Raw genomic sequence first — 12,995 nt, 5'->3', positions numbered from 1 at the left:
TTCTTTCGCTTTTTTTTTCGTACGGTCTTGTTGTACGAAATTTTGTTCGTGCATTTTAGTGCAGTCGGACTAGAGGTGCTAATGAGAAACAGGGGTTGTATCACTTACCGATATTTTAAAATTTGAAAATTTCATTAAATGAAAATTAAAAATTAATATCAATGAAAATTCAAAATTATGATCAATGGAAATTAAGAATTTGAATCAATAGAAAAACTGAATTTAACTCAAAGAATTTTGTAATGCATTGATTAATAAAGTAATTGAGGAGAAATGTTCAGTTAATCTAAAGAAAAGGCAGACCGAGCGAGTTATCTCGCTCGGCCACTAAGATTAATGAGGAAGTCGTTTAATGAGAACGGAGGTATCGCTTCTGCCTTCGCCTTTGGCTTGCAGTTCACCGTAAAACTGATCAATCAGTGCCACGGTTGGCAAGCTAGAGCCGTTTTTCTTAGCTTCCGCGAGACACAACCCTAAATCTTTTCGCATCCAATCAATCGCAAAACCAAAATTGAATTGGTTATCGATCATCGTGCCACCTCTATTGTCCATTTGCCAACTTTGGGCGGCTCCTTTGCCGATCACTTCCAAAACTAGTTTCATATCAAGACCGGCATTTAACCCGAACGCAATGGATTCAGACAGCGATTGAACGATGCCGGCAATGCAGATTTGATTGCACATTTTGGCTAATTGTCCGCAACCAACTTCACCGATGCGGGTGACCGCTTGGGCAAAGGCCATGATAACGGGACGAGCGGCCTCAAAAGTGGCTTGTTCAGCTCCGCACATAACGGTGAGTACGCCGTTGACAGCTCCGGCTTGACCGCCAGAGACGGGAGCATCCATGAACCCAAGACCCATTTCTTGGGCTTTCTGTGCCAACTCACGGGCAACTTGTGCACTGTCAGTTGTGCAGTCCACCAAAGTCGCACCGGCTTTCATGCCTGCAAAAGCGCCGTCTTTTCCCAAGACAACGCTGCGAAGGTCGTCATCATTGCCCACGCAGGTGAAAACAAAGTCCGCATCTTCAGCGGCCTCTCTCGGTGTTGAGGCACAAAGACCGTTATATTCCGAAGCCCACTTTTGGGCTTTGTGAGCTGTTCGGTTATAGACCGTGACACGGTGACCCGCACGGGCAAGGTGACCCGCCATGGGATAACCCATGGTTCCTAATCCAATAAAAGCAACGGTTTTAGGATCACATGCTTCATAAACTTTGTCCATCTCGGACTCCCTATATGAAAAGCGCTTGAGAGTTCTCAAGCGCCTTTTGTCTAATGATTAACGATTAACGAACACCGCGTTCCTTGATGGTCGCCTCGGCGATCTGCACGCACTTGCGGGCAAGGGTGGCTGTCGGGTCAACGATGGCAACGGTCTTACCGGCCACTTCAAAATTATCCGTTTCATGGAAAATCAACGGCAATTCCGTGCAACCTAAAATCAAAACGTTGCAGTCGTAGGTCTTCACCAGGTATTCGGCAGCGCTATAGAGGTCGTCATAGCATTCACCGGTGGTGTAGCCTGCCTTGGCACCCTTCGGACCATAAATGGCGCTCATCACGCGCTTTTGATGTTCTTCATCAGGCGTGAACATCTTCATATCCATCTTGGCGGCTTTCTTGCCATAGATACCCGTGGCAATCGTACCGCTTGTGGCCATCAAGCCCACGCGTGCATCTTTGCCGAACTTGGCTTGGATTTCATCGAGCATGGTTTGTTGCATATCGATGAAGGGGACATCCAAGTGGCGAAGCAATCTGGGCAAGAATGCGTGAGCGGTGTTGCACGGAATGATGATGTAGTCACAGCCGTCTTTTTGTAAACGCTTGGCGCAGTTATACATGGCGATTGTAGGATCGGGACCGCCATTTAAGAGGCAAGCCGTGCGGTCATCGATTTGCGGATTTTGTTCAATCACTACCTTAAAGTGTTCTTGGTCGTTCTTGGCAGGCGTTGCCTTGACGATCTTGTCGTAAAGGTCAACCGTTGCGGCCGGTCCTAAACCGCCGATAAGACCAAGCTTAAAGGGCTTCGGAAGCTTCTTCGTGCAGTGGGTCAAGGCGGCCTTGGCAAACATTTCGAAGACATTCATGACGGGCAAGCCCATCTTCACCAATGCAGCGGCATTCAAAGCAAATTGCGTGCAGTTGGGGACGATGACCTGGGTTCCTTTTTCAACCATATGCTGGCAAATAGGAGCCAGTGTTTGAGCCGCCTCATCGCTTGCACCCTCAGCGCGAATCTTTTCGCGCAACTCATCGAGCACCTTCGTTTCCTCTTCTGAGGGGAAGACGAGCTTCATTTGCTTAGAGAGATCACAAGCACCGTCAACGCAAGCCGATGCATTGCCGGCATCAAGCACACCCATAACGGGCATTTCGGTGCCCATTTGGCTCATCAGGGCGCTCTTCATGTCAAGAATCGGCGTTTGAATTTCGCGTTGGATTTCATGAATGTAGGAGCCACACTTGAAGTCGGGGACCAAAATGAGGTCCACGCCCATGTCAGCTAAAAGTTCCGATTCATTGAAGATGAAAATCTTTCGGTCGCTGACAGCGAAAACAGGATCAGGATCGATCTTGAAATTATCTTCGGTCATGACGACACTCAGATCATCATCTCCCAAAGCAAGCAGTTGTGTTTTAACTTCCATGGCGGCACGGCGATTCAAGCCGGCCAGAATGCCTAGTGTTTTCTTTTGGGTCATAGACAGCTCCTCAAGACTTCTCGTAATAAAGTAAGCGCACAAAATCCAACCTGCGGTCGGAATTACTCGCTTCGCTACAATCAAGTGTAATACAATCCGTTCAGTTCAATTAAAGAATTTGTTGGCAAAAAGTAACGCAAGCGATAGGCAGGCCATGATGCAAAAAGAAAAAATACTGGTGACAGGCGGGGCGGGTTTCATCGGATCGCACTTTGTTGACGCCGCTTTGGCAGCGGGCTACAGTGTTTTAACGGTCGATAAACTGGACTACTGCGGCAACCTGCTCAATCTTGAAAAAGCACTTCAAAATAAATCGCATAAGTTTCTTCAGGCCGATGTTGCCGATGCCGATGCAATGCTTGAGGCGATAAAAAGTTTTAAACCGAACGCCATTGTCCACTTGGCAGCTCAAACGCACGTTGATCGTTCTATTGACGATCCTTCGGTTTTTATTGCAAACAATGTGACGGCGACACAAAAGTTGCTGGAAGTGGCACGTACCTATTGGAAGGCGATGCGAGGAGCAAGAAAAGAGTCCTTCCGCTTTATCTATGTTTCAACCGATGAAGTGTACGGATCTCTTCAGGCTAACGATCCTCCTTTTGCCCTCACGAGCCGCTATCGGCCAAGCAGCCCCTATGCGGCAAGTAAAGCTGCAGGCGAAATGATTGCTCTCAGTTATTGGCGAACATTTGGCTTTCCGGTCATTGTGGAGCATGCCTGTAACAATTACGGGCCAAGACAATTTCCCGAGAAATTGATCCCGCTTATGATTGATCGAGCCCGAAGCGGTTTGACTTTACCCCTATACGGCAATGGAGAAAATATCCGCGAATGGATGTATGTGACCGATCATGCGGCGGCTCTCTTGCAGATAGTTAAAAAGGGCAGAGCAGGGGCCACATACAACATAGGAACCGGTGAAGAGGTACCGAACATCAAACTGATTCGTGCGCTTTGCACTTTGATGGATTCAGCCTGCCCGGGTTTATTGCCTCATGAGGAAGCCATCACGTTTGTCAGTGACAGACCCGGACATGATTTCCGTTATGCCATGGATAGCGTGGACAGTGAGCGTGAATTGGGATTTGCTCCGAAAGTGCGCTTGATCGAAGGTCTTCATCGAACGCTGCAGTGGTATTTGGAAAATGATGCCTGGCTTGATTCCGTTAAAAGCGGTGTGTATCCGGATTGGGTAAAACGTTATGGGAAGTTGTGATGAAAATTGAAAAAACAGCGTTTGAAGGTTTACTCAAAATTTTTCCCGATCTGCATCGGGACAACCGCGGTACTTTTTGCGAAGTTTGGCAGGCGGCCCGTTATGAAGATTTGTGGCCGGAATTAACCTTTGTGCAAGATAATTTATCCGTTTCTAAAAAAGGAACGCTCAGAGGGCTGCATTTTCAAAAAAAACATCCTCAGGGCAAGCTGATTACTGTTGTTCAGGGTGAGATTTATGACGTAGCGCTGGACTTAAGGAAAGAATCTGAGACATTTGGACGGTGGTTTGCCACAACACTCTCTGATAGAGATTTCAGCCAACTCTACATTCCGGAAGGCTTTGCCCATGGTTTTCTGACGCTATCTGACGTGGCTCGGGTCTGGTATCGTTGCACGGATTTTTATTATCCAGAAGACGAGGCGGCCATTGTTTATAACGATACTAATTTAGCCATTGATTGGCCTGATGTCGGTCCCTTGACCGTCTCCGAAAAAGACCGATTGGCACAAACATTTTTTGCCTGGCGTCAAAGCGAAAATTTTTGAGAATTTTCCTTTCTTTTTTTGGCACAATACTGCCTTTTCATTGCCTGTTGAATGAGAAGTAAAGATGGTGAGTTTTATCGATAAATTAAATCCTGAACAGAAAGCAGCCGTAACGCTTCCAGCAGAGAGCGCCTTGATTCTGGCTGGCGCCGGATCGGGCAAAACCCGCGTGCTTACAACCCGAATTGCATGGCTTATTGAGCAGTCAATGGCCAGTCCCTTGGAAATTCTCGCCGTGACTTTCACCAATAAAGCGGCAAAAGAAATGCTCACTCGCATTCAGGCGTCCATCCCCGTGAACACTCGTGGTATGTGGGTGGGGACATTTCATGGTCTTTGTAACCGCATGCTCAGACGCCACTTTAAGGAAGCGGGCCTGCCACAGACATTCCAAATTCTGGATCAAACCGATCAGCTCTCGGCGATTAAACGACTGATGAAGGCGCATGGTATCAGCGTTGATGAGTATCCGCCTAAAGACGTGCAAAACTATATCGCCAGCGCTAAAGAAGAGGGGTTGCGTGCGCGCGACATGACCGCGGAATTCGGTAAAAAAGAAAATATGGCCAAGATCTACGCACTCTACGAAGAGCAGTGCAATCGTGAGGGCGTGGCGGATTTCGGCGAATTGTTGTTGAGAAGTTATGAGCTTTTGGCTCGAAATGAAATGATCCGCAGGCATTATCAGGATCGTTTCCGTTTTATTTTGGTCGATGAGTTTCAGGATACAAACCGTCTGCAGTACAAATGGCTTAAATTGCTTGGTGGTTTTTCACCCGCCGGTGTCAGGGAATTTGACGGCAACTGTGTCTTTGCCGTGGGTGACGATGACCAATCCATTTATGCTTTCCGCGGAGCCAACGTCGGCAATATGATGGATTTTCAAAGGGATTTTCAGATCCGTCACCTCGTTAAGCTTGAACAAAATTACCGCTCTTTCGGTCACATTCTCAACGCCGCCAATGAATTGATTGCGCACAATGATGACCGTTTGGGTAAAGACCTTTGGACGAGTTCCGGAGACGGTGAGCGTATTCGAGTGTTTCGTGCCAGCGATGATCGCGATGAGGCACAGTATTGTGTTCAGGAAATCCGTGAGGCCGTGGGGCGCGGTGTTAAAAAACATGAAATCGCTATTTTGTATCGATCCAATGCCCAAAGCCGCGTGATTGAACAGGCGCTTGTGGGAGCGGGTATCCCCTATAAGGTTTACGGAGGATTGCGCTTTTTTGATCGAGCCGAAATTAAACACGCTTTAGCCTATTTGCGTTTGATTGAAAATCCGAAAGATGACACGGCCTTTTTGCGTGTGGTGAATTTTCCGATGCGTGGAATCGGCGCTAAGAGCATTGAAACGTTGCAGCAAAAAGCCATTGAAGCCAGTGAAAGTCTTTATGAGGCCACGCAAAGTCTTGAAGGCGCGGCGGGAACCAAGCTTCGCGCCTTCACGCAGCTTATTGATGCGATGCGCTTTGAGTATTCGTGTTTGCCTCTGCCTGATATGATCGCGGCGGTGACGGATCGCTCAGGACTAAATGATCATTACAAAAAAGACCGTGAAGGGCAGGAGCGCCTTGAAAACTTGGAAGAACTGCAAAATGCGGCTCAGGCCTACCTCAAGGAAGAAGGCATAAGCATTGAAGCGCGCAGCGACGAAGTGGAAGCCGACGGCGCCGATGATGAGATGACTTCATTGGCGGGCTTTTTGTCTCATGCGGCGTTAGAAGCAGGAGATAACCAAGCGCAAAAAGGGGAAGACGCCGTGCAGCTGATGACGGTGCACGCCGCCAAGGGTCTTGAATTTGACATTGTGTTTATTACCGGTGTTGAAGATGGGCTTTTCCCGCACGCAAACAGCGCCAATGACCCCAAGGGACTTGCTGAAGAGCGCCGCTTAATGTACGTGGCTATTACCCGCGCGAGAAAAAATCTGCACTTAAGTTTTGCTCTTTCAAGAATGCTTAGAGGGCAATACATGGATTCCGGTCCCAGTCAATTTATCAATGAAATTGATGAGGAGCATTTACTATTCCTCTACGATCGCAAACGTTCCGTGGCTATCGAAGATGAGGATCAGTCCTTAAGTTGGAATGAGGGCTATTCATCACCTCGTTATGGTCGTTCGGCTGGTTTTCGTTCATCCGCAGGATACGGCGGTCGCTCTGGTTCTTCTTCAGGGTATGGGCGCGCCGGCTCTTACGGGGGTTCCACCGGTTTTGCACGAGCCAAAATGGATCCTGCAGTCAAGAAGATGGTCGCGAAGGCAGAATTCAAAGGGTTTTCCATTGGCAATCGCGTTCGTCACGCCCGTTTCGGAGAAGGTTCTGTAGTGGGCCTGACAGGTTTGGGAGACGATGCGCGCATCCGTGTGCAGTTTGATGATGTCGGAACTAAAGAGCTGCTTTTGTCTCTGGCTAAATTAACTAAACTCTAAATTCTGACAAGACTTGGGGAGGAAAAAATCCTCCCTTTTTCGTTGTTGATCGATTACATATTTTCTGGGAAAAGTCCGACCAATTTTTTGGAGTAATCGGCGTATTTTTTGTGTTGCGATAAAAACGCCTGACTGGATTGCTCCAATTTTTTCTTGTTTAAGTAAATTTTTTAACATAGCCTCTTGCAAACCGAAAAAACCTCTGATAATATACGCAACTCGCAACAGGCACGTAGCTCAGTTGGTTAGAGCATCACCTTGACATGGTGGGGGTCGTTGGTTCGAGTCCAATCGTGCCTACCAAAATTTTTGAAAAAGGAATCTGGATTTCAGGTTCCTTTTTCTGTTTCTAGTCCGCGCTTTCCTAATTTGCCCTTAGTTTCGCATGGTTAGCACTTAAGTCCCATTGGGAGTCATAAGTGTTGGAGCGGACATTCAATAGCCCCAAAATGGTGTGATAAAGGTGGTCGTGTGTGACGGGCTTGTGGCTATTTTCTTCAATCACCCGTGTATCAATGGTGTAGTTTTTCTTAAATGGCTCTGAAAACCACATCACCATCGGTACGATTTTTTGTTCGTCTGGTGCGATGTAGTATGGGGCTCCATGAAGGTATAGACCGTTTTCGCCCAAGCTTTCTCCGTGATCAGATAGGTAGATTAAGGCGGTGTTGATATCCGTTCTATTCTGTAATTTGCGGATCAATTCCGCGACAACACGGTCGGTGTAGCGAATGCTGGAGTCGTAGGCCGCCCGAATGCTCTCCTTTGAGCAGCTCTTAAAGGTTGGATCGGTGCATTCTTTGCCGAATACTTTTTCGGACTCGGTGGAGCGCTTATAGTAAGCGGGGCCATGCGAACCCATCATGTGTAAAAACAGTACGGCGTGGCTTTGAGTGTTTAGGGCATCGAAAGCCTCGTCAATCGAACGGTTGAATACACCGTCCATGCAGGCGCCTGCATGGCAGTAAAGAGGATCCGGAGTGGGTTTGATGACGCGAACACCATCGCACGTTCCTTTGCAGCCGGATTGATTGTCGATCCACGTAACAGAAAAGCCCGCGCGGTATAGCAAAGAAGGCAGTGACTCTTCGGTGAGAATTCTTTTTCTGTCGTAATCCCGACGTCCGACGCGGCTTAACATGCAGGGCAGAGAAACATCAGTGCTGGTGCCGCAAGCCTGAACTTTGGGGATATTGATGATATTGAGTTTTGACAACTCAGGATTGGTCGGTTTTTTGTAGCTTGCCAACTGCCAGTTGGCAGAGCGGGCTGTCTCACCGATCAGAACAACGAACAGGGTCGGCTTATCAGACGTGAAAATAGCTTTCGGGGATGCGTCAACAATCACTTTCTGTGCTTTTTCCGGATTTTGATCTCTAAGCAGGGTGCTGCTTGTCGAGTACACAATGTTGACGGGGGCAAATAAGTACCTCAGGCTTTTATCTCCCCTCATAAGGGCGGAAAAAGGTTGAAGCTGCAGAAAAAGTACAAAGACTCCGCATAAAAGCGTGACAACACATACACCGATTCTTTTCAGTTTGGATTCCGGACGTCTCGAAGAACGAAGTCTATTAATTAGAAACAGTCCGGGTAGAGTAATAAAAATGAAGTTGATGGCCAATGATGGGGACCAGTAACCGCTTGCCTCACGAAAGTCTGTGGCTAAAAAATTTCTGATCATGTCCGGCGTCATGGCAATGCCATAGTAGAGCCAAACGATCAGTGAAGTCGCTCCCAACAGAGTCAGCAAGACCATCAGCCCTTTGAAAATTATCCGCGGCAGCAGTCCGAGCAGGGCAATTACCGTCATTGAAAGGAAATAAACGGCGACACTGACAGCTAAGGCTAGAATAAGTGTCGGTAACAGATGATCTTTATTGACGGATGCGCCATTTAGGATTGAGCTCACGATGGGAGCGTTAAAGCAGACTGTCCAAAAGAGAGCCGTTAAAAATAAAAAATGATTGAAGGCGATTTTGCCAGGTAAGGTGAAAAGGCGCCGCAGAATGTTTGGGCGATCAAAACAAAGTACATAAAGAGCGGCGCAGATTATCCAGTCAATGAGAGCAGTGGCCAGGGTGTGGGAGAGAAAATGCGCGCCTTGTGTGATGCGGGTCAAAGAACAAATGGCTCCGAATAAAAGAACGGCCGCCAGTATTTTTCGGGCCAATTGTGGATACTTGTCTCTTAATGCAAAAAATAGGGCAAAAAGACAAAAACCGGTTCCGGAGTGTCCCGAAGGCCAGCAGTGACCGTCTTGAAAGACCCAAGACCAAGTCGGCTCACGCAAAGCATGCTCTCCGGAAAAATAAGAAACAGACCAAGGACAAAAAACTCCGGTGCTAGCCTTTAACCACCAAACCACTAAAACACAGGCCAGCATGGCGATCAGCACGTAAAGCGAGCGATAAGTCCGAAAAGAATCTGTCGGCAGACCCCTACGATAGGCGATCAGATTTTTCGCTAGAACGTACACTGAAGCCAAAGCAACGGCAACGGGAATGATTTTGCTCGATTTGTATAAAACGGTAAAGAAAAAATTATTTTTCAACGGCCACCCTTGTCCGTCAAAAAATAAACCACTGATGGCTATATCCAAAGACTGGGGTGGGAATAAAATCAAAAGACTCAGGCACCACAGAGGTAAAAAAATCCCGATCCAGAGAGAAAAACTGTTTCTGTTTTCGCTTTGCAAAATATTCATCTCCAAGCAACATTTCAGATGCTTGCAGTATCCATTCCGGATAGCTAAAAGCGCGTCAAAGCGATGTGAAAGAAGTGTCAAAATACTTGATGGGTATCAAGATTGAGCGGTTTGAAATTGAAAGTCGTACGTCTAACGTGCAGACTGTATTGAGAATCGAAATCGTATGGAAGGGGTTGAGATGAACCCGATTGTTTTAGTAGTTGATGACAATACGGATATCCTTTGTAATGTTCGTGACTACCTTGAGATGAACGACATGTCGGTCGAAACGGCGGTCAATGGTAGGCAGGCTTTGGATAGGATGAGCCAAAAATCCTACGCCGTCTGTGTTCTTGATATTGGGTTGCCGGACATAGACGGCTTGTCTGTTTGTAAAACGTTGCGTGCGAACGGTGATAAAACACCGATCTTGATGTTAACGGCGCGTGACAGTATTGATGATCGGGTAAATGGTCTTGGAGTTGGAGCCGATGATTACCTGATTAAGCCTTTTTCGTTGCGTGAATTGAATGCCCGGGTTCAGGCGCTTATTCGCCGTGCCTATGGTGATAACACGATGAAACTTAAAGTCGGAGATCTGGTTTTTGATCTCTCAACAACACAAGTCTGCCGTGGTGGTAAACCGATTAAATTGAATCCGACCGGTTTAACCATCTTGAAAGAACTGATGCTAAGAAGCCCGGCTATCGTGAGCCGAAACCGCCTTGAAGCTCAAGTTTGGGGTGGGGGCGCGCCGGACTCAGATAGCTTGAGAGCCAACATCTATCTCCTACGCCAAGCAATTGACAAAGCCTATGATAAAAAATTGATTCACACGCATCCGGGCTTAGGTTGGTCCATTAATGAATGAGGCGCAAAATGCATAAATCGTTCGGGTTGGCACAGCGAATTTTCTTGGGATTTGCCCTTCAGCTTTTATTAATTGTGGGAATCTATTCGGTGGCGATGATGCAGTCGACCGAATTCATGGAAAATAATCTCGTGAGTGAAATGCTTCGCGAAGAGCTTGAAATGAGTGTGCAGGAGCTCAATTCCCACGAAGAGTTGCAATTGCCGCCGTCGATGAAAATATTCAGCGATGACCCACGGCTTGATCCCATCCCGGCAGCCTTCGCCCATGTCCCGGAAGGTTTTACGGAATTTGTCAATGACGAGTCTTCATTCGTTTATAGGCTGCAGCTCGGTCAGTATTCTTACATACTGATGCGAGATCAGTATGACTTCGAACGAAGTGAACAGATTTATAACGTTGTCATTTTAATATGCAGTACGTTGGTTTTAACCTTAGGGTCGTTTTTCGCTTGGTGGTGGGTGAGCCGTCGTGTGATCAAACCGGTACATGATCTGTCCGCGCAAGTGCGAACAATTGCGGCAACTCGTACATATCACCCGCTGCAAGCGGATTTTGCCGATGACGAAGTCGGGGAACTTGCCCGAATTTGTGATAATGCTTTAAAACGATTTCACGAAGCGCTGTTACGGGAACGACTTTTTACCGCAGATATCAGTCACGAGCTTCGCACACCGCTGACGATTATCCAAACCAGTGCAGAATTACTGCATATGAAGGGCGCCAACGTCGGTGAAGCAAAGCGCGATGAGTTATTAAAAAGAATTTTGGGATCTTGCCAGTCGCTTCAAGATCTCTTGAATATTTTCTTAAATCTTGCCCGTAACACCTCTTTCGAGATTCAGGAAAGTGATACGGTTCACGATACGTTAAATTCGATAGTCGAGTACTACCGCCCTAATGCAAAAGCCAAAGGGTTGGAATTGACTTTTGAAGTCAACGACAATTGCCCGGGATTTTATTCGCCGGTTGTGATCGGTGCCCTAGCCGGCAATTTAATTAAGAACGCCATTTTGTATACCTCAGAAGGGTGCGTGAAGGTGACGGAAACGGCCACAGGGTTTGAGGTGCAGGATACGGGCCCCGGCATCGATTCTGAAAATAAAGATCGTATCTTCAGTCCGCATACACGGGCAACCGATCAGCAGCAAGGTAGCGGCATGGGCTTATCCATTGTTAAGCGGTTGTGTGACCGCTTTGGCTGGACGGTTGAGTTAATGTCCCTCAGGTCACAAGGGTCGTGCTTCAAAATCGTGCTCTTGACCGGAAAGCAGGTGGAACGAGTCGATCAGGGTCGTTAACCGATGAGATGCCTTCGCATTAAAACGGTCAGTAGCAGAAGTGAAAGAAGCGCGAAAATGGCTCCGGCGGCAAAAGTGTAAGCCGGGCTATACAGTTCCCAAAGAAAGCCCGCAAGAAGTCCGGCCATTAAAGTTGCCAAGCCGGACAGAAAGTTAAAAACACCGAAGGCGGTCGCTTTGAATGCGCCCGGAGCAAGCTTAGCGACCATCATGGAGAAAATACCTTGTGATGCGCCCAAGTGTAATCCAAAAAGCGCGACGCCGACGGCAACCGCATAAGGTGTTTGCCACAGCGCGAAGACACAGTCTGAGGCGATCAGAAAGAGAAGACCTAAAGCCAGAAGTTTTGACGACGGGATGCGATCGGCCAGTTTGCCCAGTGGATAGCTCGAGGCGGCAAACACAAGATTGCTTCCGACCAATATGAGCGGAACGAGAGCCGCGGGTACACCACTATCAGCCGCTCTTAAAATCATAAAAGCGTTTGAAAAGCGAGCCAGGGAAAAAACGACTCCTATGACTAATAAGCACTTAAAAGCTAAGGAAGTCTGTAGAAAAAAGGCTTTAAATTTGAGTGGTTCTTTAACGTATTGCTTTTCTGTTTCAACGTTTTCTACACCGAACAGAATGAGCGCTAGGCAACAGAGTCCCGGAATTAAGGCAAGCCAGAAAACGGTTCGGTAATTTTCCGTGAAAAACATCAAAAGGATTGTAGCCAGAGCGGGACCGATAAAAGCACCGGCAGCATCCAAGGATTGACGTAGCCCGTAAGCTGCGCCTCTGACAGATTCCGCAGTGACTTCGGCCACTATAGCGTCTCGCGGCGCACCACGTATGCCTTTGCCGATTCGGTCAAAAAATCGTGCCGCAAATACGACTGGCATACAAGTCGCCAGTGCGAAGAAAGGCTTTGAGAGAACTCCCAAGGCGTAACCGGTAAATACCAACCATTTTTTCTTACCAAACGTGTCAGCAATGACACCGGAAAAAACTTTACTGATCAACGCCGCAGATTCACCGACCCCCTCGGTCAGACCGATCCATACGGCACTGGCTCCCAGTGTCGTGGACATAAAAAGCGGCAAAAGCGCATGGATCATTTCAGAAGAAATATCCATAAGCAGACTGACAAAGCCCAAAACCCAAACGGTTCGAGGAATGCCAGAGTCGGACTGTTTATTCAAACGGAAACGATGAAAAATAAACATCTTGATAACGCACTC

The 12,995-nt window shown here is 47.5% G+C and carries 9 protein-coding genes and 1 tRNA gene; 6 read left to right on the top strand and 4 right to left on the bottom strand.

The features are described 5' to 3' along the window. Positions 1–333: 333 nt before the first annotated feature. Positions 334–1,227, bottom strand: a complete 894-nt coding sequence (locus M3080_RS03915) for an NAD(P)-dependent oxidoreductase (protein ID WP_249091987.1) — start codon at positions 1,225–1,227, stop codon at positions 334–336. A 64-nt stretch (positions 1,228–1,291) separates the two neighbouring features. Continuing rightward, positions 1,292–2,713, bottom strand: coding sequence for a cysteate racemase (gene cuyB, locus M3080_RS03910; RefSeq protein ID WP_249091986.1), 1,422 nt, complete (start codon positions 2,711–2,713; stop codon positions 1,292–1,294). Between the two features lie 121 nt (positions 2,714–2,834). Here cuyB and rfbB point away from each other — a divergent pair, with 121 nt between their 5' ends. The 4 genes from rfbB to M3080_RS03890 all read left to right on the top strand — a co-directional run bounded on the left by rfbB (position 2,835) and on the right by M3080_RS03890 (position 7,217). After that, positions 2,835–3,932: a dTDP-glucose 4,6-dehydratase gene (rfbB, locus tag M3080_RS03905; RefSeq protein ID WP_249091985.1), complete on the top strand. Its 1,098-nt coding sequence runs from the start codon at positions 2,835–2,837 to the stop codon at positions 3,930–3,932. Beyond that, positions 3,932–4,480, top strand: coding sequence for a dTDP-4-dehydrorhamnose 3,5-epimerase (gene rfbC, locus M3080_RS03900; protein WP_249091984.1), 549 nt, complete (start codon positions 3,932–3,934; stop codon positions 4,478–4,480). The genes rfbB and rfbC overlap by 1 nt, the downstream gene beginning before the upstream one ends. 64 nt (positions 4,481–4,544) lie before the next feature. After that, positions 4,545–6,914 (top strand): UvrD-helicase domain-containing protein, encoded by a 2,370-nt coding sequence (locus M3080_RS03895; protein WP_249091983.1) that lies wholly within the window; start codon positions 4,545–4,547, stop codon positions 6,912–6,914. Between the two features lie 226 nt (positions 6,915–7,140). Next, positions 7,141–7,217 (top strand) — tRNA-Val (locus M3080_RS03890). 61 nt (positions 7,218–7,278) lie between these two features. On the opposite strand, the gene M3080_RS03885 is transcribed toward M3080_RS03890, so the two are convergent. After that, positions 7,279–9,618, bottom strand: a complete 2,340-nt coding sequence (locus tag M3080_RS03885) for a sulfatase-like hydrolase/transferase (RefSeq protein ID WP_249091982.1) — start codon at positions 9,616–9,618, stop codon at positions 7,279–7,281. A 181-nt stretch (positions 9,619–9,799) separates the two neighbouring features. Here M3080_RS03885 and M3080_RS03880 point away from each other — a divergent pair, with 181 nt between their 5' ends. Together M3080_RS03880 and M3080_RS03875 are read left to right on the top strand one after the other, a co-directional pair. After that, the gene (locus M3080_RS03880; protein ID WP_249091981.1) at positions 9,800–10,471 is read left to right on the top strand and encodes a response regulator transcription factor; all 672 of its coding nucleotides are present in this window, start codon (positions 9,800–9,802) and stop codon (positions 10,469–10,471) included. Between the two features lie 8 nt (positions 10,472–10,479). Beyond that, a complete protein-coding gene (locus tag M3080_RS03875) occupies positions 10,480–11,772 on the top strand; it encodes a sensor histidine kinase (RefSeq protein WP_249091980.1) in 1,293 nt (430 codons plus the stop codon). Here M3080_RS03875 and M3080_RS03870 read toward each other — a convergent pair. Then, positions 11,769–12,980 (bottom strand): MFS transporter, encoded by a 1,212-nt coding sequence (locus M3080_RS03870; RefSeq protein ID WP_249091979.1) that lies wholly within the window; start codon positions 12,978–12,980, stop codon positions 11,769–11,771. The two genes, M3080_RS03875 and M3080_RS03870, sit on opposite strands and share 4 nt — an antisense overlap. Between the last annotated feature and the right edge of the window lie 15 nt (positions 12,981–12,995).

This window comes from Parasutterella secunda, assembly GCF_023336895.1.
Lineage (GTDB): Bacteria > Pseudomonadota > Gammaproteobacteria > Burkholderiales > Burkholderiaceae_F > Aphodousia > Aphodousia faecalis.
The sequence above is the reverse complement of the archived record's forward strand: the minus strand, read 5'-3'. Positions and strand labels throughout refer to the sequence as shown.